General features: G+C 71.4%; 21 protein-coding genes. 14 read left to right on the top strand and 7 right to left on the bottom strand.

What is annotated here, in order from left to right; all coding sequences use genetic code 11:
* Positions 1 to 81 precede the first annotated feature (81 nt).
* The 3 genes from C2L58_RS08825 (at position 82) to C2L58_RS08815 (ending at position 5,701) form a co-directional block, all read left to right on the top strand.
* Positions 82 to 1,776 (top strand): RICIN domain-containing protein, encoded by a 1,695-nt coding sequence (locus C2L58_RS08825; protein ID WP_233225626.1) that lies wholly within the window; start codon positions 82 to 84, stop codon positions 1,774 to 1,776.
* Between the two features lie 68 nt (positions 1,777 to 1,844).
* The gene (locus C2L58_RS08820; RefSeq protein ID WP_103337030.1) at positions 1,845 to 3,212 is read left to right on the top strand and encodes a 3' terminal RNA ribose 2'-O-methyltransferase Hen1; all 1,368 of its coding nucleotides are present in this window, start codon (positions 1,845 to 1,847) and stop codon (positions 3,210 to 3,212) included.
* Positions 3,209 to 5,701 carry a polynucleotide kinase-phosphatase gene (locus C2L58_RS08815; RefSeq protein WP_103337029.1) on the top strand — a complete coding sequence of 831 codons (2,493 nt, stop codon included), beginning with the start codon at positions 3,209 to 3,211 and terminating at the stop codon, positions 5,699 to 5,701. Before C2L58_RS08820 ends, C2L58_RS08815 begins: the two co-directional genes overlap by 4 nt.
* A gap of 82 nt (positions 5,702 to 5,783) precedes the next feature.
* Here C2L58_RS08815 and C2L58_RS08810 read toward each other — a convergent pair whose 3' ends face one another.
* Together C2L58_RS08810 and mca are read right to left on the bottom strand one after the other, a co-directional pair.
* Entirely contained in the window at positions 5,784 to 6,107 is a 324-nt protein-coding gene (locus C2L58_RS08810) for a hypothetical protein (protein WP_103337028.1), read from the bottom strand.
* A complete protein-coding gene (mca, locus tag C2L58_RS08805) occupies positions 6,104 to 7,024 on the bottom strand; it encodes a mycothiol conjugate amidase Mca (RefSeq protein ID WP_103337027.1) in 921 nt (306 codons plus the stop codon). Before mca ends, C2L58_RS08810 begins: the two co-directional genes overlap by 4 nt.
* A gap of 134 nt (positions 7,025 to 7,158) precedes the next feature.
* On the opposite strand from mca, the gene C2L58_RS08800 reads away from it, so the two are divergent.
* From C2L58_RS08800 to C2L58_RS08790, 3 genes are all read left to right on the top strand, one after another.
* A complete protein-coding gene (locus C2L58_RS08800; protein WP_103337026.1) occupies positions 7,159 to 7,614 on the top strand; it encodes a DUF4307 domain-containing protein in 456 nt (151 codons plus the stop codon).
* 195 nt (positions 7,615 to 7,809) lie between these two features.
* On the top strand, positions 7,810 to 8,313 hold the full coding sequence (gene greA / locus C2L58_RS08795) for a transcription elongation factor GreA (RefSeq protein WP_103337025.1): 504 nt from the start codon (positions 7,810 to 7,812) through the stop codon (positions 8,311 to 8,313).
* 48 nt (positions 8,314 to 8,361) lie between these two features.
* Positions 8,362 to 9,174: an MBL fold metallo-hydrolase gene (locus C2L58_RS08790; protein ID WP_103337024.1), complete on the top strand. Its 813-nt coding sequence runs from the start codon at positions 8,362 to 8,364 to the stop codon at positions 9,172 to 9,174.
* A gap of 121 nt (positions 9,175 to 9,295) precedes the next feature.
* On the opposite strand, the gene C2L58_RS08785 is transcribed toward C2L58_RS08790, so the two are convergent.
* On the bottom strand, positions 9,296 to 9,769 hold the full coding sequence (locus C2L58_RS08785; protein ID WP_103337023.1) for an Lrp/AsnC family transcriptional regulator: 474 nt from the start codon (positions 9,767 to 9,769) through the stop codon (positions 9,296 to 9,298).
* 108 nt (positions 9,770 to 9,877) lie between these two features.
* On the opposite strand from C2L58_RS08785, the gene hppD reads away from it, so the two are divergent.
* From hppD to C2L58_RS08755, 6 genes are all read left to right on the top strand, one after another.
* On the top strand, positions 9,878 to 11,077 hold the full coding sequence (hppD, locus tag C2L58_RS08780) for a 4-hydroxyphenylpyruvate dioxygenase (protein WP_103337022.1): 1,200 nt from the start codon (positions 9,878 to 9,880) through the stop codon (positions 11,075 to 11,077).
* Between the two features lie 124 nt (positions 11,078 to 11,201).
* Positions 11,202 to 11,741: a YbaB/EbfC family nucleoid-associated protein gene (locus C2L58_RS08775; RefSeq protein ID WP_199191164.1), complete on the top strand. Its 540-nt coding sequence runs from the start codon at positions 11,202 to 11,204 to the stop codon at positions 11,739 to 11,741.
* Positions 11,742 to 11,751: 10 nt separating this feature from the next.
* Positions 11,752 to 12,060 carry a type VII secretion target gene (locus C2L58_RS08770; protein ID WP_103337020.1) on the top strand — a complete coding sequence of 103 codons (309 nt, stop codon included), beginning with the start codon at positions 11,752 to 11,754 and terminating at the stop codon, positions 12,058 to 12,060.
* Entirely contained in the window at positions 12,060 to 16,034 is a 3,975-nt protein-coding gene (locus C2L58_RS08765) for a hypothetical protein (protein ID WP_233225625.1), read from the top strand. The genes C2L58_RS08770 and C2L58_RS08765 overlap by 1 nt, the downstream gene beginning before the upstream one ends.
* The gene (locus tag C2L58_RS08760; protein WP_146073557.1) at positions 15,991 to 16,881 is read left to right on the top strand and encodes a hypothetical protein; all 891 of its coding nucleotides are present in this window, start codon (positions 15,991 to 15,993) and stop codon (positions 16,879 to 16,881) included. The genes C2L58_RS08765 and C2L58_RS08760 overlap by 44 nt, the downstream gene beginning before the upstream one ends.
* 2 nt (positions 16,882 to 16,883) lie before the next feature.
* A complete protein-coding gene (locus tag C2L58_RS08755; RefSeq protein WP_103337018.1) occupies positions 16,884 to 17,729 on the top strand; it encodes a ferredoxin in 846 nt (281 codons plus the stop codon).
* On the opposite strand, the gene ilvA is transcribed toward C2L58_RS08755, so the two are convergent.
* A complete protein-coding gene (gene ilvA / locus C2L58_RS08750; protein WP_103337017.1) occupies positions 17,714 to 18,916 on the bottom strand; it encodes a threonine ammonia-lyase in 1,203 nt (400 codons plus the stop codon). The genes C2L58_RS08755 and ilvA overlap by 16 nt on opposite strands.
* A 95-nt stretch (positions 18,917 to 19,011) precedes the next feature.
* Between ilvA and C2L58_RS08745 the strand changes: the two genes are divergently transcribed.
* Entirely contained in the window at positions 19,012 to 19,284 is a 273-nt protein-coding gene (locus C2L58_RS08745) for a hypothetical protein (protein ID WP_103337016.1), read from the top strand.
* Between the two features lie 81 nt (positions 19,285 to 19,365).
* Positions 19,366 to 19,839, top strand: a complete 474-nt coding sequence (locus C2L58_RS08740; protein WP_103337015.1) for a TIGR03618 family F420-dependent PPOX class oxidoreductase — start codon at positions 19,366 to 19,368, stop codon at positions 19,837 to 19,839.
* Positions 19,840 to 19,850: 11 nt separating this feature from the next.
* Here C2L58_RS08740 and C2L58_RS08735 read toward each other — a convergent pair whose 3' ends face one another.
* The 3 genes from C2L58_RS08735 to C2L58_RS08725 are packed head-to-tail and all read right to left on the bottom strand — an operon-like array spanning position 19,851 to position 21,946.
* On the bottom strand, positions 19,851 to 21,008 hold the full coding sequence (locus C2L58_RS08735) for a cystathionine gamma-synthase (RefSeq protein WP_103337014.1): 1,158 nt from the start codon (positions 21,006 to 21,008) through the stop codon (positions 19,851 to 19,853).
* Between the two features lie 50 nt (positions 21,009 to 21,058).
* Positions 21,059 to 21,493 carry a hypothetical protein gene (locus C2L58_RS08730; RefSeq protein WP_103337013.1) on the bottom strand — a complete coding sequence of 145 codons (435 nt, stop codon included), beginning with the start codon at positions 21,491 to 21,493 and terminating at the stop codon, positions 21,059 to 21,061.
* Positions 21,494 to 21,946, bottom strand: a complete 453-nt coding sequence (locus tag C2L58_RS08725) for a hypothetical protein (RefSeq protein WP_103337012.1) — start codon at positions 21,944 to 21,946, stop codon at positions 21,494 to 21,496.
* Between the last annotated feature and the right edge of the window lie 226 nt (positions 21,947 to 22,172).

The raw sequence follows: 22,172 nt of genomic DNA, 5'->3' as shown, positions 1-22,172 counted from the left end.
CGCCCGGCCCGCCCGGGACGGCATCGCGGACGCCGGTTGTTCCGGCGCCGGGGTTTCTGGGCAGCCGTCGTCCTGTCCGTCGTGACCGGCTCCGTGGTCGTGGTCAGCACGGCCTCGGCGGGCACCGTGGACCCGGCGTCCTGGTACGTCCTGGTCAACCGCACCAGCGGGGAGGCGCTGGACGGCCTCGCCTACGCCAAGAACGACGGGGCGCCGGTGGTCCAGTGGGGCCGGCACGACGGGACCAACCAGCAGTGGCGGTTCATCGACGCGGGTGACGGCTACTACCGGCTGCGGAACCGCAACTCCGGCAACGTGCTGGACGACTACCGCTGGTCCAGGACCGCGGGCTCCGCGATGGTGCAGTGGCCCGACCTGAACGGCGCGAACCAGCAGTTCCGCCTGGAGAAGTCGCCGGACGGCCACGTGCGCCTGATCAACCGCTTCAGCGGCATGGCCGTCGAGGTCCCCACCGGCGCCAGGACCGCCGGCGCCCGCATCGCCCAGTACCACGACTGGGGCGGCGCCAACCAGCAGTGGCAGCTCGTCCCGGCCGGGAGCGTCGGCAGCACCGGGAGCCCCACGACGCCCACCCCGCCCACCACATCGCGCACCAGCGTGGCGACGACGAGCCAGGCCCCGAGCAGCACCCGCCCGTCGACGGCGTCGACGACGCCGGCCACCGGCCGCCCTGCTTCGACGACCCGGTTCATGGGCAGCGGCACGGTGCTCATCGGCGGCTCGATGAACGACGCCTCGGCGACGGCCGCGCCGTTCGACGTGCGGTACAACTACGTCCACAGCCAGCCCGCGCCCTCGTCGGACTACTACACGGCGGCGCGCTGCAAGCCCGGGTGGTCGAGCTGGTGGGGCTGCTGGACCGGCGAAACCACGGCTCCCGGCTTCTACGTGACCTGGGGCGACCAGCACGTGGCCCAGGCCACCTACCAGGGCAAGCCGCGCCCGCAGAAGTACCTCTGGACCTGGTACTCGCTGCGCGACCTCGGGGACGCGGCGGGCCAGGGCGACGGTCCCGGCGAGGTCGTCGCCATCAACCGGGCCGACCTGCTCACCCGCTACCTGAACGACTACCGCTTCTTCCTCCAGAAGATCGGCACCTCGCAGGACATGATCGACATCGAGCCCGACTTCTGGGGCTACGTCCGCTCCCTCGGCAGCCCGCACCAGGTCGCCGCGCAGGTCAAGGCCGCGAACCCGGCGGACTGCGGCGGGCAGGAGAACAGCGCCGCCGGCCTGGCCGCTTGCCTGGTGGCGATGGCGCACAAGTACGCACCGAACGCGGGCGCCGGGCTCCACCTCACCTGCTGGGACTGGGAGACCAACGTCCAGGGGTGTGTGAAGGACTACGCGGAACTCGGCGCGAAGAACGCCGACTTCCTCGTCACCGACGTGTCGGACCGCGACGCCGGCTGGTACGCGAAGCCGGCGAACGGCGGCCGCAACACCTTCTGGACCGACCAGCAGGCCAGGGCCGCGCTGAAGTTCTACAAGACCATGGCCGAATCGGCGGGCAAGCCCGTGGTGCTGTGGCAGGTCCCGGTGGGCAACATGGCGCAGAACAACACCCTGAACCACTACCAGGACGACAAGGTCGACTGGTTCTTCGCGCACCTGGACCAGGTGGCGGACGCCCACGTCGCCGCCCTCCTGTTCGGTGCGGGGCAACAGGAACAGACCGGCGTCGAGACCGACGGCGGAAACCTGATCGGCAAGACGATCGCGTACCGCAGCTCGGGCGGCACTCCGCTCGAGTAGCCGACCGGTGACCGCGCACCCGGGAAAACCGGGCGCGCGGTCACCGGCCGCTCCGCCACACTGAGCCGGTGTTGCTGACCATCACCACGACCCGGAACCCCGCCACCGACCTGGGCTTCCTCCTGCACAAGCACCCGGAGAAGGCGCAGTCGGTCGAGCTGTCCGCCGGTATCGCGCACGTCTTCTACCCGGAGGCGGCGCCGGACCGCTGCACCGCCGCGCTGTTCGTGGAGATCGACCCGATCGAGCTCGTGCGCGGAGGCGGGACGTCGCTGACCCAGTACGTCAACGACCGGCCGTACGCCGGGGGCTCGTACCTCGCGGTCGCGCTGCGGGCCGCGTTCACGACGGCGCTCGCGGGCCGGTGCGCGGCGCGGCCGGAACTGGTCGACGAGGCCTTCGACCTGGCGATCCACGTGCCGTCGCTGTCGGCTCGTGGCGGGGCCGAGGTCGTGCACCGGCTGTTCGAGCCGCTCGGCTGGCGGGTTTCGGCGACGCCGATCCCGCTCGACCCGGAGTTCCCGCAGTGGGGCGACAGTCGCTATGTCGACTTGACGCTCACCGGCACCCAGCGGGTCACTGACGCGCTGCGCCACCTGTACGTCCTCCTGCCCGCGCTAGACGGCGACAAGCACTACTGGGTCGGCCAGGACGAGGCCGACAAGCTCCTGCGCGCCGGTGAGGGCTGGCTCGCCGGGCACCCCGAACGGACGCTCATCACGAACCGCTACCTGGAGCGGCGCCGCCCGGTCGTCACGTACGCGCTTTCGCGGCTGGCCGAGGCCGACGACGTCCCGGCGGAGGCCGAAGCGCTGGTCACCGAGGTGCCGGACAAGCCGGAGAGCCTCGCGTCGCAGCGCCACGGCAGCGTGCTCGCCGCACTGCGGGCCGTGGGCGCCCGGCGCGTACTGGACCTCGGGTGTGGCTCCGGCGCGCTGCTGCGTGTGCTCGAGAAGGAGCGGTCGTTCACCGAGATCGTCGGCGTCGACGTGTCGAGCAGTGCGCTCAACATCGCGGAGAAGCGGCTGAAGGACCGCTCCCGCGTCACGCTGCGCCAGTCCGCGCTGACCTACGCCGACCCGGCGCTGGCCGGGTTCGACGCCGCCGTGCTCATGGAGGTCGTCGAGCACGTCGACTCCGACCGGCTGCCGGCCCTGGAACACGCGGTGTTCGGGGTCGCGGCGCCGCGCACGGTGCTCGTCACGACGCCCAACGCGGAGTACAACCGGCTGTTCGAGTTCCTGCCGATGGGGCATTTCCGGCACGCCGACCACCGGTTCGAATGGACGCGAGCCGAGTTCCGCGCCTGGGCGGACGGTGTCGCGACCCGGCACGGCTACGACGTCCGGTACCTGCCGATCGGACCGGAGGACCAGGAATCGGGACCGCCGACCCAGCTGGCGGTCTTCACCACCCACGAGGAGGTGGCCGCGTGAAGCTGACCGTTCCCGACATGGCGCTCGTCGTGCTCGTCGGCGCTTCCGGCTCCGGCAAGTCGACGTTCGCGCGCACGCACTTCGCGCCGACGCAGGTGCTCTCCAGCGACTTCTTCCGCGGGCTCGTCGCCGACGACGAGAACGACCAGTCGGCCTCGGCCGACGCCTTCGACGCACTGCACTACGTCGCGGCGAAGCGGCTCGCGGCCGGGCGGACGACCGTCATCGACGCGACGAACGTCCAACGTGCTTCGCGGGCAAGCCTGGTGAAGCTCGCGAAGGAGCACGACGTGCTGCCCGCGGCGATCGTGCTCGACCTGCCGGTGGCCGTCTGCGCCGCCCGCAACGCGTCGCGCACCGACCGTGAATTCGGCGACCACGTGATCCGGCGGCAGCGCGGTGAGCTGCAGCGGTCGCTGAAGTCGTTGGAGCGCGAGGGTTTCCGGCGCGTGCACGTGCTGCGCTCCGAAGCCGAGGTCGCCGAGGCCGAGATCGTCGTCGAGCCGCTGCGCAACGACAAGCGTGTGCTGACCGGGCCGTTCGACGTGATCGGCGACGTCCACGGCTGCGCGGCGGAACTCGAGGAACTGCTGGCGGAGCTGGGGTACGTCGACGGCGTGCACCCGCACGGGCGGACCGCGGTGTTCGTCGGCGACCTCGTCGACCGCGGGCCGGACACCCCGGGCGTGCTGCGGCGCGTGATGGCGATGGCGGAGACCGGCAGCGCGCTGGTCGTCTGCGGCAACCACGAGCAGAAGCTGGTGCGTGCCCTGCACGGGCGGAAGGTCAACGTCGCGCACGGGCTCGCCGAGTCGCTGGACCAGCTCGGCGCGGAGAGCGAGGAGTTCCGCCGTCGCGTCCACGAGTTCTGCGACGGGCTGATCGCGCACTACGTCCTCGACGGCGGGAAGCTCGTCGTCGCGCACGCCGGGCTGCCGGAGCGGTACCACGGGCGCGCGTCCGGGCGGGTCCGGAGCATGGCGCTCTACGGCGACACGACCGGCGAGACCGACGAGTACGGCCTCCCGGTGCGGCTGCCGTGGGCGCGTGACTACCGCGGGTCGGCGATGGTGCTCTACGGGCACACGCCGACGCTGGAGCCGGAGTGGGTCAACAACACGATGTGCCTCGACACCGGCGTCGTGTTCGGCGGGAAGCTGACCGCGCTGCGCTACCCGGATCGCGAAGTCGTCTCGGTGAAGGCGCACCGGGTCTGGTACGAGCCGGTGCGCCCCTTGGACGCGGCGCGGCCGCTGGCCGGGCGCGAGCCGGCGGTGCTGGAGCTGACCGACGTCACCGGGAAGCGGATCGTGCAGACCGCGCACCACGGCCGGGTCGGCGTCTCGGCGGAGCAGTCGGCGGCGGCTCTGGAGGTGATGAGCCGGTTCGCGGTCGACCCGCGGTGGCTGGCCTACCTGCCGCCGACGATGGCGCCGTGTTCGACGTCGTCGCGCTCCGATTACCTGGAGCACCCCGAAGAGGCGTTCGCCGAGTACCGGGCGGCCGGGGTCGGCGCCGTGCTGTGCGAAGAGAAGCACATGGGCTCACGGGCCGTCGTGCTGGTCTGCCGGGACGACGAAGTGGCGTACCGCCGCTTCGGGATCCGCGGCGGCGGCGCGGTGTACACGCGGACCGGGCGCCCGTTCTTCTCGGCCGCGCAGAACGAGGCGCTCCTGGCGGACGTGCGCGCGGCGGCGGCCGGGCTGTTCGAGGAGCTGGACTCGGGCTGGTTGCTGCTCGACGCCGAGCTGCTGCCGTGGAGCGCGAAGGCCGGTTCGCTGATCGCTTCCCAATATGCGTCGGTGGGAGCGGCCGCCCAGGCCGTGCTGCCGGAGGCGGTTTCGGCGCTGGCGACGGCGGTCGCGCGGGGCATCGACGTTTCGGATTTGCTGGCACGAACGGCTTCCCGGTCGTCCACAGTGGACTCCTACCGGACGGCGTACCGGCGTTACTGCTGGCCGACATCGGGCCTGGACGGCGTCCGGCTGGCGCCGTTCCAGCTGCTGGCGTCGGAGGGGAAGGCCTACCACGACCGGCCGCACGCGTGGCACCTCGCGCAGCTGGATCTTTTGCGCGGATCGCGCTTCCAGCGCACCCGGACGCTCGAGGTGGACCTGCTGGACGACGCGTCGGTCGCCCGGGGCGTCTCGTGGTGGGAAGAGCTGACGGCCGCCGGCGGCGAGGGCATGGTCGTCAAGCCGGCGGGGAACCTCACCCGCGGGACGCACGGGCTGGTCCAGCCCGGGGTGAAGGTGCGCGGGCGCGAGTACCTGCGGATCATCTACGGCCCGGACTACACGCTGCCGGAGAACCTGGAGCGGTTGCGCAAGCGCGGGCTGAACCGCAAGCGCATGCTGGCGCTGCGCGAGTACGCCCTGGGCCTGGAGGCCCTGGAGCGCGTCGCGCGCGGCGAGCCGCTCTGGCGCGTGCACGAGTGCGTGTTCGCGGTGCTCGCGCTGGAGTCGGACCCGGTGGACCCGCGGCTCTGACCTGCCGCGCCCCTCGTGAGTGGTAAGGCGGGTTAGAACCCGCCTTACCACTCACGACCCGCTGCGGCAGGGGTCGAACGTGTCACTCCGATTTGGCCGGGGAGGCGCCGTTCGGCTGCTTCTTCTCCGGCTCCGCGGGCGCCTCGGCCGGCGGCTCGGCGGCCGAGGCCTCCTCCGCGGGCGGGTCGTCGAAGCTCGCCGGGACGCGCTTGAGGTGCTTGGTCATCGAGCGGACCAGGAAGGCCACCGCGATGAGGAACAGGATCAGCACCAGGAAGCCGACCGGGGACGACTTGCCGAAGTCCTCCCCCTGCCCGCCGTTGTCGCCGTTGCCCGGCTGCTGCGTCAGGACCAGGGCCGACGCGGTCACCGGAAGGGCCACGCCGGCCGGCAGCGTCAGACTCATGTGTTCACCTTCTCCTCGGCGCCGGCGATGCCGGCGAACAGGTCGTCCTCCGGCAACGTGCTGTCGACCAGCGACTTCACCAGCTCGTACTCCTCGGTCGGCCAGACCTCGCGCTGCATCTCCCGGGGCACGGCGAACCAGCGGCTGGTCGGGTCGATCTGCGTGGCGTGCGCCTTCAGCGCCTCGTCCCGCACCTCGAAGTATTCACTGCACTCGACGCGGGTCGTCACCCGCTCCATCACATCGCCGCGGTTCGGGTCCCAGTTCGCCAGCCACTCGGTGTACGGCGACTCCAGGCCGGCCTCCTTGAGCGCCTCGTCGAACAGCACCATCCGGGCGCGCGAGAAGCCGTGCATGTAGTACAGCTTCAGCGGCTGCCACGGCTCACCGGCGTCGGGGAACCGGCTCGGGTCCGGCGCCGCGTCCCACGCCGCCATCGACACCTCGTGGGTGCGGATGTGGTCGGGGTGCGGGTAGCCGCCGTTCTCGTCGTAGGTCGTGATGACGTGCGGGCGGAACTCCCGGATCACGCGCACCAGCGCCTCGGTGGACTCCTCCAGGGGCACGACGGCGAACGACCCCTCCGGCACCGGCGGCAGCGGGTCGCCCTCCGGCAGGCCGGAGTCGACGAAGCCCAGCCAGTGCTGGCTCACGCCGAGGATCTTGGCCGCCCGGGCCATCTCCTCGCGGCGGATTTCGCGCATGTTCGCCAGCACCTCGGGCCGGTCCATGGCCGGGTTCAGGATGCTGCCTGCTTCGCCCCCGGTGCACGTGACCACCAGCACCTCGTGACCTTCGGCGGCGTAGCGCGCCATCGTGGCGGCACCCTTGCTCGACTCGTCGTCCGGGTGCGCGTGCACGGCCATCAGCCGCAGGCGCGGGTTGGCGGTGTTCCTCAGCTCGTCGGCGTCCACCATGCTCCGAACGACTCCCCTTCTGCCCTTATTCCGCGACCCACCTGCGGGTCGCCCACCCAGCGGGCGGATAATCGAGACGTACCCGCGTCACCATTGTCCTCACGGGTACGACAAGAACGAGCAGGAGGCCCGGGTTGGCAGGCGGACCGGCGAAAACGGCCGTCGGTGGCAGTGCGCCCGCGCTGCCCGAGGGCCGGTACGGCACCGGGCGCGCGCAGACGTCCCGGCGCTGGCGGCGCTGGCTCTTCCTGGCCATCGCCCTGCTGGTCAGCGGCCTGATCGCGTGGGTCGCGTACGTCAACCTCGGCTCGGCGCCGATCGACGCCGAGCGCGTCGCGTTCAGCGCGAAACCGGGCAACGCGATGGAAATCACCCTCAACGTCACCCGGGACGACGACAACAGGCCGGGCGTGTGCGTCGTCCGCGCCCGCGACAAGACCGGCGCCGAGAGCGGCCGCAAAGAGCTCCTGATCCCCGCCGGCGCGAAGCACAACCGGATCACCACGACGATCAAGAGCATCGGGGAACCGGTGACGGCCGACGTCTTCGGTTGCTCGTACGCTATACCACGGTATCTGTCAACCCCATAGCGGCCAACGGGGTGAACCGCGCGCTCAACGCCCGGGGCGCGGGGAAATAATGGGCGTCGACCTCTCGCGCCGTGATACTCTGACCCCTCAGCACGGCCCGCGACGGGCCGTGTTTTTCCTTTATCTCAGCCACGCGGGCACCTAGGCCCGCGTGGGCCGGCTTGAACACGCAAGCCTGGCAGGCCCGACGAGGAGATGGTGACCGTGAGCGACACCAAGGTGACCTGGCTCACCCAGGATGCCTACGACCGGCTCAAGCACGAGCTCGACGAAATGATCGAGAATCGTCCGGTCATCGCCGCGCGCATCAACGACAGCCGCGAAGAAGGTGACCTCAAGGAAAACGGCGGTTACCACGCGGCTCGCGAGGAGCAGGGCCAGGCCGAAGCGCGCATCCGGCACCTGCAGGAGCTGCTGCGCTCGGCCAAGGTCGGTGAGAAGCCCGCGAACGACGGCACCGCCGGCCCCGGCAAGGTGCTCACCGTGCGGTACGAGGGTGACGACGAGGACGAGAGGTTCCTGCTCGCCACCCGCGAAGAGGGCGCCGAGGGCGAACTCGACGTGTATTCCCCGGAATCGCCGCTCGGCAAGGCGCTGCTCGGCGCCAAGGAGGGCGAGTCCCGCGAATACGAACTGCCCAACGGCAAGGTCCAGAAGGTGACGCTCGTCAAGGCGGTTCCGTACACCGACGCGAAATAGCCCGGCTAGCGTGTCCTCCCAGGATCCACGTTCTGGGAGGACGAAGTCGTGAGCACCGAACCGATGTGCCAGGCCTGCGGCATGCAGTACGCCGCGGCCCGTGAGGACTGCCCGATCTGCGAGGACGAACGCCAGTACGTCCCGCGGTCCGGGCAGCAGTGGACGAACCTGTCCGCCCTCCGCGAAAGCGGCACCTACACCCCGCGGATCGAGGACCAGGGCCCCGGCATCATCGGTGTCGGCTCGGACCCGGGGTTCGCGATCGGCCAGCGCGCGCTGCTGGTGCGGGCCCGCTCGGGGAACTTCCTCTGGGACTGCGCGGCGTACCTGGACGACGCCCTGATCCAGCAGGTCCGCGACCTGGGCGGCATCACCGGCATCGCGATCAGCCACCCGCACTACTACACGACGATGGTGGAGTGGGCGCACGCGTTCGACGTGCCGATCCACCTGCACGAGGGCGACCAGCAGTGGATCGGCCGGCCCGACCCGGCGGTGGAGCTGTGGTCGGGCACCACCCTCGACGTCGCCGACGACCTGCGGCTGATCAACCTCGGCGTGCACTTCACCGGCGGCACGGTGCTGCACTGGCCGGACGGCGAAGACGGCCGGGGCGCGCTGCTGTCCGGCGACATCGTGCAGGTGATCCCCGACCGCACGCACGTCGGCTTCATGTACAGCTACCCGAACCTGATCCCGGAGCGGCCCCAGGTCGTCCGCCGCGCGGCGGAGCTGCTGGCGGGGTACCGCTTCGAGGCGATCTACGGCGCCTGGTGGGACGCGGTCGTGCGGACCGACGGCTTCGAGGTCGTCCAGCGCTCGGCCAAGCGGTACCTGGCCCACGTGACCGCCGAGGACTGAGCAGGTAGCCGACGAGGACTGAGCAGGTAGCCGACGAGGACTGAGCAGGTGGCCGACGAGGACTGAGCAGTCTGCCGCGGCTTTCGTGAGTGGTAATGAGGGTTCTAACCCTCATTACCACTCACGACCGGGCGGTGCGTTCGAGCAGGGGGCGGACCCGCGGCGGCACCGGCGTGGACAGCGCGATCGACGTCGACGTGCGCAGGACGTCGGGGACGCCGACCACCTTGTCGATCACCCGCTGCAGGTCGTCGTTGCCGCGCGCGACCATGCGGACGAACAGGTCGCCCTGGCCGGTCGTCGCGTGGACCTCGCACACCTCGTCGATCGCGGCGAGGGCCTCCGCGACCTCCGCGCGACGGCCCTGCGCGATCTCCAGCACGGCGAACGCCGTCAGGCCGTAGCCCATCGCCGCCAGGTCGAGTTCCGGCGGGAAGCCGCCGAGGATGCCGCGCTCGGTGAGGCGGTCGAGGCGGGCCTGGACCGTGCCGCGGGCGACGCCGAGCCGCCGCGCGCACTCCAGCACCCCCAGGCGCGGGGAGTCGGTGAGCAACAGCAGCAGTCGCGCATCCAGCGCATCCAGGTTCTCCGGCATGCGCAGATTGTCCACGATGACGGCCGATCTCCCATGATCACCGGTCATCTTGCCCAGTAAATTCTCGCTCCATTGCTCAACTTGCCTCGCTGGGTTGATCCTTCGGGTATGACCCAGACTGCCGAACCCCAGGGTGCCCTCGACGACGTCAGCTATGACCAGCTGCGTCAGCTGGTCGGGCTCGTCGACCACGACGCCTCGACCGACCCGTTCCCGGTCAAGGCCATGGACGCGGTGGTGTTCATCGCCGGCAACGCCACCCAGACCGCCTGGTACTACCAGATCGCGTTCGGGATGCAGCTCGTCGCGTACTCGGGACCCGAGACCGGCGACTTCGAGCGCAAGTCCTACGTGCTGAAGTCCGGCTCGGCCCGGTTCGTCATCACCGGCGGGGTGAAGCCGGACTCCCCGCTGCTGGACCACCACCGCAAGCACGGTGACGGCGTCATCGACCTGGCGCTGGAGACCACCGACGTCGACAAGTGCATCGAGCACGCCCGCGCGCAGGGTGCGACCGTCCTCGAGGAGCCGCACGACGTGTCCGACGAGCACGGCACCGTGCGCGTCGCCGCGATCGCGACCTACGGCGAAACCCGCCACTCGCTGGTCGACCGGTCGCGCTACAAGGGCGTCTACCTGCCCGGCTACGAGCCGCGCGAGAGCACGATCAAGCGGCCCGAAGGTGCGCCGAAGCGGCTGTTCCAGGCCGTCGACCACTGCGTCGGCAACGTCGAGCTCGGCAAGATGGACTACTGGGTCGACTGGTACCACCGCGTCATGGGCTTCGTGAACATGGCGGAGTTCGTCGGCGACGACATCGCGACCGAGTACTCGGCGCTGATGAGCAAGGTCGTCTCGAACGGCAACCACCGGGTCAAGTTCCCGCTGAACGAGCCGGCCGTGGCGAAGAAGAAGTCGCAGATCGACGAGTACCTCGAGTTCTACGGCGGCGCCGGCTGCCAGCACATCGCGCTGGCCACCAACGACATCATCGCCACGGTTACGGCGATGCGCGCCGCCGGCGTCGAGTTCCTCGACACGCCGGACTCCTACTACGACGACCCGGAGCTGCGGGCCCGGATCGGCAACGTCCGCGTGTCGATCGAGACGCTGAAGGAGCACAGCATCCTGGTCGACCGCGACGAGGACGGCTACCTGCTGCAGATCTTCACGAAGCCGATCGGCGACCGCCCGACCGTGTTCTACGAGCTGATCGAGCGGCACGGCTCCCTCGGCTTCGGCAAGGGCAACTTCAAGGCGCTGTTCGAAGCGATCGAGCGGGAGCAGGAGCGCCGAGGCAACCTGTAACGCACAACTGCGTGAAGGCCACCGTAGGAGACCTCCGGGTCCCCTATGGTGGCCTTTGACGTGAATCGGGAACCGAGGGCGGCCCGGATCCGTCAGTGTGGGGAAGCAGAGAGAAGGGGCCGTGATGCCGGACAGCATCGACGCCAGCGACGCGATGATCGACAACTGGACCAAGCGGCTCGAGGAGAACGCCGCCCGGTACCAGGCGCTGGCCGATCGCATGCAGGGCCAGTCGGTCACCGAGCGGTCGAAGGACGGGTCCGTTCAGGTGACCGTCGATTCCCGCGGGCTGCTGAAGAACCTCGTGATCGCGGAGTCGGCGGCCGGCAAGCGGATGGCCGAGGTGTCGGCGCAGGTCATGCAGCTGGTGCAGCGGGCGCAGGCGCGGATCCCCGAGCTGCTGCAGCAGGCCATGACCGAGACCACCGGCACCGGCGACCAGGCCGCGGCCGAAATCGTCCGCGAGGCGCAGAGCACGTTCCCGGAACCGCCGCCCGAGGCCGAGCCGGCGTTCCCGGGACCCGACCGCGTCCGCCGGTTCCTGCCGGACGACGCCGAGGAGCCGCCGCCCGCGGCGCCGCGCACCCCGCCGCCACCACCGCGCCGCCGCCGTCCGGGCGGCGACGAGGACGACGACGACTTCGGCGGACCGATCCTTTCCTGAGGGGGAACCGATGACGGATGTGGAACTCAGCACCGACCTGACGGCGCACGCGAAGCAGCTCGACGCCATCGGTGACGGGCTGCAGCAGGCCGTCGACGCGGCGAACCAGGTGAGCATGCCGACCGACGCGTACGGCATCCTCTGCCAGCCGTTCCGGATGCTGCTCGACCCGGTGGAGCAGTACGGGATCGACGCGCTCAAGGACGCCGTGCAGGCGATGACGGCCGTGTCCGGCAAGGTCCGCGAGGCCGCGGCGGCCTACCACAAGTACGAAGGCGGCGTCGCCGACGACCTGAACAAGTCCGTGGACGGTGCCTGATGCCGGACGGGAACCCGCTCGTCGCGGACGCCAAGAAGGACCCGGACGGGCCGGGCGCGTTCACGGCGGGCAACGGCGACTACGGCTGGGCGGGCGGCATCGGGATCGCCGAGTCGTCGATGGACGCGTTCAACGGGATCAAGGACGGCGACTGGGTTTCCGGCGGTCTCGGCATGCTGTCGCTGGCCGGCGAGATCGCCGGGGCGGCGATCGACCCGTTCGGGTACCTGATGTCGTCGGTGGCGTCGTTCCTGATGGAGCACGTGCAGCCGTTGAAGGACATGCTGGACTCCGTCGCGGGCAACCCGCCGGTGATCCAGTCCTATGCGGACACTTGGGGCAACGTCTCGAAGGCGCTCGGCGAGCGGAAGACCGACTTCGACAACGCGGTCAAGAACGGCACGACGGGCTGGACCGGCGCGGGCGCGGACGCGTACCGCAAGTTCGCGGCCGAGCACAGTGAAGCCCTCTCCGGCGCGGCCACGGTGGCCGGCGCGATCAGCACGGTCACGATGATCATGGGCCAGGTCGTCTCGTTCGTGCGCGAGACGGTGCGGCAGCTGATCGCCGACCTGGTCGGCAAGCTCATCGCGTGGGTGATGGAGGAGGTCTTCTCCCTCGGCTTCGGCACGCCGGTGGTGGTGGCGCAGGCGTCGGCCGCGATTGCCAAGTGGGGCAAGAAGATCGGCGAGCTGCTCAAGAAGCTGACCGACACGATCCGGAAGGTTTCGCCGCTGCTTTCGAAGCTCGTGGACATCTTCGAGAAGATCGCGAAGGTCTTCGGAAAGGTGCTGGGCAAGGTCAGCGGCCTGGACGGGCTGAAGGTCAAGGAAGGCGGCTTCGTCCACAAGATACCCAAGGGCGAGAGCGGCGGAGTTCACGCCCGCGCACACGGCGACTCGCCCGACGGCTCCCACGGCGGCGATGGGGACGCGGGCGGCCATGCGGATTCGGATGCGCCAGGTTCCGACCCGATGAACACGGATTCGGCATCCGGTTCGCGTCGGAGCCGGGAGGGATCGGACTCGCCGGACGGTTCCTCGTCGCGTGGAGCCGACGGAGACGGTTCACGGTCCTCCGAGGCCGACGGAGACGGCACAGCGCATGGCGGCGACAGCACCCCGGACGGCAGCCCCTCGGCGGTCCGCTCCGGTGAGAGCAGTCCATCCGCCCGGTCGGGTGACGCGTCTCGCGCCGGGGACACGCACGCGGGCGACGGGACTTCTTCGCACCCAGGCGACTCGAGCCCGTCGCCCACCCGCGGAAGCGACAGCCCGCCCTCCCACACCGGAGACTCCAGCCCTTCCCCGGCCCGCGGCGCAGACACCACCCCGGCACCCACCCACAGCGGCAACGGCACCCCCTCGCACACCGGAGACTCCGGCCCCTCCCCGGCCCGTGGCGCGGACAGTTCTCCAGCGCCGACCCGCGCGGGTGACACCAGCCCGGCGCCCACGCATTCCGGCTCGCCGGACCACGCCGACGGGAGCGGTCCCGCGCACTCCGGCTCTTCGCCCGCCGCCCGGTCGGATGCGTCCGGGACGCACTCCGGCGCCGACACCCCGAGCAGTGCCGCGCCGCCGCGAGCCGATGGCACCTCGGCCAGCGGGACCGCTCCTGTCGCGCCTCGGACCGGTGACCCGGGCACCCAGGTGCCGTCGCCCCGAGGTGGTGACGGCACGCCCGCACCCGGCAGCCAGCCGATGCCGAGCGGCGGCATGCCGCCCGGCGGCGCACCCGGTGGCACTCCCGGCGGCGGTGGTCCCGGCGGCGGGTCGCCGCGCACCGGCGGCGGCCCCGGCTGGACGGGCACGCCCGGCAGCCCCGGGGCCCACGTCGACGCCCCCGCCCGGCCCCGCACCGGCGGTGACCTGCCCGGAGGGCGCCCCGCGCCCCGCACGCCCGACACTCCCGCACCGGCCGCCCGGTCCGGCGGCCCCGGCACGCACAGCCCCCAAGCTCCCGCACCGGCCGCCCGCGGCTTCGGCCCCGGCACGCACGGCCCTGACACTCCCTCGCCAGGCGCCCGCCCCGGCGGCCCGGGCACGCACGGCCCCGGCACACACGGCCCTGGCACTTCCCCACCGGGCGCTCGCCCCGGCGGGCCGCACGGTCCCGACGGCGGCCCTCCCGGCCACGGTCCCCACGAAGGGGGCCCGCACGAGAACGGCCCCCACGACCCCGACGGCGGTCCGCACGCCGGCGACTCCGGCCCGCTCACCCCGGACGAGGTCAACGCGCGGCACGCCGAGAGCACGCCGTCGGGCAGCTCGTACCACGCGGGCGACCCGGAGATGGGCGACCTGCCGCACCGCGTGCACCCCGACCCGGACGGGCGCTACACCGTCGACGTGCACGTCACGCCCGATGGCCACGCCCGGATCGGCGACCGGCTGTACACGCCGGAGGAATTCGCGGACATCCTGCGCCGCAACGCCGACTACGACGGCCGCCCCGTCCGGCTGATCGGGTGCGACGCGAGCTCGAACGACTTCGCGCACCGGCTGTCGCGTGAGCTCGACACCGAAGTGCTCGCCCCCACCAGGCCCGCCTGGACCGACTCGCACGGCCGCGTCTTCTCGTCCGACTACGAGATCGGCCCCGATGGGCGCATGCGGCCGCGGATCCCGCCGGACGGCGAGTGGAACACCCACCACCCGGACGGCTCCGTGCACCGGGCTGGGGACGACGGCTTCGCGCCGGACACCCACCACGGGGACGCGCACGACGTCGACGCCGACAGCGCGCTCAGCCGGGGCAAGGACCACCCCGACATGCACGACATCGACGGCGGCTGGCGCGAACCGCGTTACGAGCACCACGAGGACCTGGTGCTCGGGCGGAACGAGCGGTTCTTCGACCCGGCGAACCCGCGGCACCTCGAACCGAACACGCGGTACGAAATCACCGGCGAAAACGGCCGCTTCACCCGCGTCTACACCAACGACGAGGTGCCGCCGCGGATCACGCACGTCGACGCCGACGTGCCGAACACCCGCGTCGGCCCCGACCTGGACCCGAAGCTGCAGGTCGGCAACCCAGACTGCTCGCACCTGCTCGGCGACGTCCAGTACCGGGTCAACACCGGCGAAGGGCACTTCGAGTTCCGGACGGACGCGCACGGGCAGCCGGAGCTCGACCTCGACCACTTCGACCCGCCCCTCGACACGCCGGAGCGGCCGATCACCGAACGCCGGATCACCGGGTACGACCCGAGCCACGACGGCGACGGGCCCTTCGGGGCCACGCCGCCGGAGGACCTCCGGCCCAACAGCCGGTACGAGATCTACTCGAGGGCACCCGACGGCACCGACCAGTGGCACGGCACCTTCTACACCAACGGGGAGAACCCGCCGGAGTTCACGCACATCAAGACCTGGCACGACAACGAACGCGGCATGATCAACCCGGAGACGGGTGACGCGAACACCCGGCACGACCAGCACGGGGGCCGTCCCGAGGGCATGCCGGTGCGCGGGGTCAAGTACGAGATCGGCGACATGCACTACCACGCCGACGCGCACGGCAACGCGGCCGTTTCGTGGGAGCCCGACTACAGCAGCCCGGCGCAGCGCCGGGTCGACGAACGGGTGCAGCGCGAACTCGGGCACACCGGCCTGGCGGACCACCCCGGCAGCAGTGTCAACCGCGGCGGGCACACGGCCGACCACCGCTCCGGCGGGCTGCAGGGCCGCCTCGGCATGGTGCCGCAGGACTACTACCAGAACCACAGCGTGAAGAGCGACCCGGACAACTGGCGGCGGATGGAGATCGACCGCCAGACGTTCGAAAACCGAGGCGGGGACCACGGGCCGGTCCGGGTCTACGGGGACGCGCCGACGGTCGGGGAGACCCCCGACCGCTTGCACGTGATGTCCGAGAGAATCCACCCCGACGGCACCCGCACCTACAACTACAGGAGTTTCCGCAATGCCCCGAACCCAGCCCCCGTGGTACCCCCCACCCGGACCTGACCTGCGGGACGCGGAACCGGAGCAGGTGGTCCGCTGGATCGCCGGCTGGCTGATGGAGGCCGCGCCGGAAGGCTGGCTGCGGATCGACATGACCGTCCGGCTGACCACGTCGGTCGAGGAGATCTCGCTGGCGGTCGTCATGCCGGACGGGAGCGCCGCGCACCTGGAGCCGCCCCCCGACATCAGCCCGCTGCTGCACGAGCTGCGGAACAAGAAGTACTCGCCCGGGCGCGGGACCTGGCTTTCCCTGCGGATGACGGTCGAACCGTCGGGGGCGTACCAGGTCGTCTACAACTACGACCTCGACCCGATGTGGGACCCGCTGATCGAGACCGACGTCCTCGACGAGGACTTCGAGGTCTTCCACCGCGACGACGAGTGGCTGCCCGCCTGGTACCTGGAGCGCAAGGGCAAGAGCGGGGGCCGGAAGGCCGCCGACGAGCCGAACGACCTGCTGCGCGACCTCAACGACCAATTGGCGTTCGCGCTGCCGCCGGGCTGGGACTACCTGCAGCTGCAGTACCGTGCGGTCGGCGATCACGAAGAGTACGGCGCGATCGTGCACACGCTCACCGGGACGGTGTACCCGTGGACGCCGCCGGAACAGGTGCTCGACCTGCTCCGCCGCCACCGCGCCGCCTCGCTGTCCGACGGCCGGGGCACGTGGGTGAGCCTGAAGTACGAGCTCAAGTTCCCCGATTCGGTCAAGGCGCAGTTCAACACGACCGAGGACCCGGGCTTCCAGCAGCCGCCGCCCGCCGGGGCCTACGCCGAGGAGCTGCGGCGCTACCCCCGCTCCGAGCGGCGCACGCCGGACTGGCTGCGCCAAGGCGCCGAAGGGGCCTGACCATGACGCAGCCACCGGGACCGCTGCGGCCGGAGCAGCAGCAGGAGCTCGTCCGGCAGATCGGCGCGGTGCTGGCCACGCAGCTGCCGCCGGGGTGGGGCCGGCTGCGGGTCGAATACCGCGCCGCGGGCCGCCACGTCGAGGCCGACCTGCTGGTGACCGGCCCGGACGGGCGGCCCCGCGTGCTGCAGCCGCCGCCGGAGGTGGTCCGGCTGCTCGGCGTGCTGCGGTCGGGCATGTACCGGCCCGGCGCCGGCACCTGGCTCGGCGCGATCCTGGTCTTCGAGCCCGGGCTGGAATCCCCGCACGTCGACTTCGTGCGGCCCGACCTCGAACCGCCGTTCCGGCAGCAGCCGCCGCCGCTGGGGTTCCAGGACGAGCTGCGGTTCTTCCCGCGAACCGACGAACACATCCCGGGCTGGCTGCGGGACCGTGCCGGGCTGACCCCGCCGGCGGCCGGGGGTTCGGTGCGGACCCCGCGGATCTACGACGGCCTCGACGCCTCGGGCAAGCCGCTCGTGCGCCGTCAGCCGCTCGTCCCGGCGGAGGCCGAGCGGGTGCTCGCGTACCTCGACGCGGCGCCGGTCATCCTGGCCTCGCGCAGCAACGGCCCGGACGCGTTCGCGCCGGACCGCCCGGACGCGGTGCCGATGAACTTCCGCACCGACGGCGCTTGGGCCTGGCCCGGCGCGGTGGCGTACTACCTGCGTGAGCACGGCGTGCCGCCGGACCCGGATCTGGTCGCCCACATCCGGGCCCGCCGCTTCACCGCGCCTTCGGACGTCCCCGAGCCCGCCAAGGACCTCGCGTTGGCGGCGATCACCGGGGAAGATCAGACGACCGTGTAGCCCGCGTTCGTCAGCGCGACCTCGACTTCCTTGCAGTGCTCGGGGCCGCGGGTCTCCAGCGAAAGCACGACGTCGGCCTCACCGAGGTCCAGGCTGCCGGAGATGCGCGAGTGCTCGACGTCGAGGACGTTCGCGCCCAGTTCGCTGACGCAGGACAGCACGCCGACCAGCGAGCCGGGGCGGTCCGGGACCCGCAGCCTCAGGTGCAGGTAGCGGCCGCCCGCCGTCATGCCGTGCTGGATGATCTGCAGCAGCAGCACCGGGTCGACGTTGCCGCCGGAGAGGACGGCCACCACCGGGGGCTCGAACACGCCGGGGTGCTGCAGCAGCGCGGCGACCGTGGCCGCGCCGGCCGGCTCGACCACCAGCTTCCGCCGCTCCAGGCACAGCAGCACGGCGCGGGAGAGGAACTGCTCGGACACCGTCACGACGTCGTCGACCAGCGATTCGACGTGGGCGAAGCTGACCAGGCCGGGTTCGCCGACCGCGATCCCGTCGGCCATGGTCGAGGTCGTGCTCAGCCGCACCGGCGCGCCCGCGGCCAGCGACGGCGGGTACGCCGCGGCTTCCTCGGCCTGGACGCCGACCACGCGGACGTCCGGGCGCAGCGCCTTCACCGCCGACGCGACCCCGCCGACCAGCCCGCCGCCGCCGGTGGCGACCAGGATGGTGTTCACGCCCGGTACCTGCTCGAGGATCTCGAGGCCGACCGTGCCCTGGCCGGCGATGACGTCCGGGTGGTCGAAGGGGTGGATGAACACCGCGCCGGTCCGCTCGCCGAACTCGATCGCGGCCCGGAGCGTCTCCTCCAGGAGCGCGCCGTGCAGGTGGACGTCGGCGCCGTAGCCGCGGGTGGCGGCGAGCTTCGGCAGCGGGGCCCGCAGCGGCATGAAGACGGTCGACTTGGCGCCGAGCAGCGACGACGCCAGCGCGACGCCCTGTGCGTGGTTGCCGGCGCTGGCCGCGACGACGCCCCGCTCGCGTTCGGCCTCGGTCAGGCCGTGGATGCGGGTGTAGGCGCCGCGGATCTTGAACGAGCCGGTCCGCTGCAGGTTTTCGCACTTCAGGTGCACTGGCCCGCCGTGGAGCCGGCGCAGGTCGCGCGCGTGCTCCATCGGCGTCACCCGGGTCACTCCTTTGAGGAGCTCCCGGGCGGCCTGGATCCGCTCGAGGGTGACGAGTTCCATGGGCCGGACTATGCCACTCAGGAACTCCACAGGTTGACCGGACCAAGACCCGGGTACCCTGGGTCGCGTCAACAGGCGGTAAACAAGGAGCAACCATGGCATCGGGGAACGACGCGAACACGGCCCGACGGGCTCGCGCCACCCGCTCCGCCGGCTTGCTCCCGCTGGTGATCGGGCTGGCCTCGGCCGCCGCGCTGACGGGTGCCGCGTACATCACCGTGGACAACGCCTCGTGCGGCTCCCCGGCCCAGTACATCCGCCACGACAGCCACGTCGAGCTGGTCGGCGGCTGTGTCGACGGCGCGAAGCTGCCGGCCACCGGCACGTCGTCGCCCGGCGGTGTCGTGCACGGCAACTACAACCCCTGACCTGGCGGGTTACCTCCGTGTTCCCCGGGAACACGAAAGTGCCTTCTTCCGCCGGGTGCCCCGGTCCCCGATGATCATCGGGTGACCACCGTTTACGAGCCGGGCCGCGGCCCCGGACCCGCCAAGCCCACCGAAGAAGCGTCGAGCCGGCTGCTGGCCGCCCACAGCCTGGGCGCACTGGCCACCGTCAACCGCGGCGGCTTCCCGCACCTGTCCACGGTCGCCTACGCCTGGGATCCGGGCGAGCGCGTGGTGCGGATCGGGTCCACGGCGGGGCGGGCGAAGGTTCGCCAGCTCGCGCGTGACCCGCACGCTTCGCTGCACGTCAGCAGCGACGACCACCTGGCCTTCGCCGTCGCCGAAGGGCTGGCCGAGGTGTCACCGGTCAGTGCGGTGCCCGGGGACGAGACCGGCCGCGAGCTGCTCGCGATGCAGGCGCCGTTCGGCGACCCCGGCGACGAGGCCGCGTTCCTGCGGAACATGGTCGAGGACCGCCGCGTGGTCATCCGGCTCCGGGTGGAGCGGCTCTACGGCGGCGGCCTCGACGTGAGTTGATCCGGGCGAACTCAGCCCAGGGCGGCCAGCAGGTCGTCGACCAGGTCGCGGCCGTCCTCGATGCCGACCGAGAGGCGCAGCAGGTCGGCCGGGACCTGGAGGGTCGAACCCGCGGTGCTCGCGTGGGTCATCTTGCCCGGGTGCTCGATCAGCGACTCGATGCCGCCGAGCGACTCGGCGAGGATGAACAGCTTCGTGCGCGAAGCCACCTCCAGCGCGGCCTGCTCGCCGTCGACGTGGCTGAAGGACACCATCCCGCCGAAGCGTCGCATCTGCTTCGCCGCCGTCTCGTGGCCGGGGTGCTCCGGCAGGCCCGGGTAGTAGACCTTCGCCACCTTCGGGTGCTTGACCAGGGCCTGGACGACCTTCTCGGCGTTGTCACTGTGCCGCTCCATGCGGAGGGCGAGGGTCTTGATGCCGCGGAGCGTCAGCCAGGCGTCGAACGGCCCCGGCACCGCGCCCGCGGCGTTGCGCAGGTAGAAGAACTGCTCGCGCAGCTCGTCCTCGTTCGTGATGATCGCGCCGCCGACGACGTCGGAGTGGCCGCCGAGGTACTTGGTCGTCGAGTGCAGCACGATGTCCGCGCCCAGCGACAGCGGGTTCTGCAGGTACGGCGTCGCGAAGGTGTTGTCGACCACCAGGCGGGCCCCGGCGTCGTGCGCCACCCCGGCCAGCGCCGCGATGTCCGCGATGCCCAGCATCGGGTTGGTCGGCGACTCGCACCAGATCAGCTTGGTCTCGGGCCGGATCGCGGCGCGCACCTCGTCGAGGTTCGCGAGGTCGGCGACGGTGTGCTCGACGCCCCACAGGCTGAGCACCTTGTCGATCAGGCGGAACGTGCCACCGTAGGCGTCGTTGCCGAGCACGAGGTGGTCACCGGGGCGGAGGGTGCTGCGCAGCACCACGTCGGAGGCGGCCATGCCGGACGCGAAGGCCAGCGCGTGCCGGCCGCCTTCCAGCGAGGCCAGCGCCTCCTCCAGCGCCGAACGGGTCGGGTTCGCGGTGCGCGAGTATTCGTAGTCGCCCTCGCGGGTCCCGCCCACGCCGTCCTGCGCGTAGGTCGAGGTCTGGTAGATCGGCACGATGACCGCGCCGGTGCGCGGATCGGGCTTCTGACCGGCGTGGATCGCGCGCGTCTCGAAGCCCAGTACGGAGTAGTCGTCCACCATCGGTTCAGCGTACGGGCCACCCCTGACATTCCCGGCAGGTGGGATGGATCTCAGCGGCGTGTCCAGCGGCGGGTGGCCGGCAGGGCCGCGAGCACCAGCAGGGCCACGAACGGCACCGCCATGACGATCGCGCGCAGCAGGAGGACGTTGATCCCCGTCGGGCCGCCCACGACGAAGACGATGATGTACTGGTAGCGGAGCACCGTGTCGACGATCGGGGCCACCAGCGCCAGGACGGCGGAAACCAGGCACAGCAGCCGGCCCGCCTCCGCACCCCCGAGCAACGAGACCCCGCCGAGCAGGAGGAGCAGGCCGATGACGGCGTCGGCGATCTGGCCGGGGACCATCAGGTCCCGCTGGCCGAACCCCAGGACGAGGCTCGCCCAGAAGATGCCCAGCAGGAACCAAAGGCCGCCGAGCACGGCGAGCACCCCCGCGGCGACCGCCGGTCCGGTACCCCGCTTCGGCGGGGCCGTGACCGCCACTCACCAGCTCCGGGACGAGTACGCGCCCTGGCCGGACAGCACCGGGACCACGGACGTGCGGTAACGCAGGTAGCGGAACGTCGGGGGCAGGAACGCCAGCACCAGCACGAGCACCGCCAGCGCCGCCAAGCCGACGCGGTCGGCCATCGCGAACCCGCCGTGGGTGAACATCGCGTCGGCGAACCGGGCCGGCGGGACGCCCACCGACATCGGCTCGGTGAGCAGGGCGCCGATGGCCAGCAACGCGCCCAGGCCGAGCAGGACCGCTCCCGCCGTCGCGCGGAAGAGCGTCGCCACCGAACCGAGGAGCAGGACCAGGCCCGCGAGGACGTAGGCGGCGAAGTCCACCAGGACCCAGCCCGGCAGCGCGCCGAGGCTGAATTCCGCCGGCATGTCGAGGAAGGTCTTGACCGGTACGTATCCCGCGGCGACCGCGGCCGGAAAACCGAGCACGCCGGCGAGAACCGCCGTTACTCCGGATGGCCGAGCCGATGAATACGAATGCGAATACGACACCGGATGACGGTGCGGACCGGTCACAACTCCCCCATCAGCCGAGCGCAGGGCAACAGCGTTCACCCTAGTGGGAATTCGGGGGAGCGGTCCGGGATGAGAACGGAATTCGGCCGGACGGCGGAACCCAAGATCATTTCTGTGCGGTAGTGGCGGAAATGCCCTC

Origin of the sequence: Amycolatopsis sp. CA-126428 (genome assembly GCF_002904335.1) — a bacterium.
Taxonomy (GTDB): domain Bacteria; phylum Actinomycetota; class Actinomycetes; order Mycobacteriales; family Pseudonocardiaceae; genus Amycolatopsis.
Note: the sequence above shows the minus strand (reverse complement) of the source record. Positions and strands in the feature narration are given on the sequence as shown.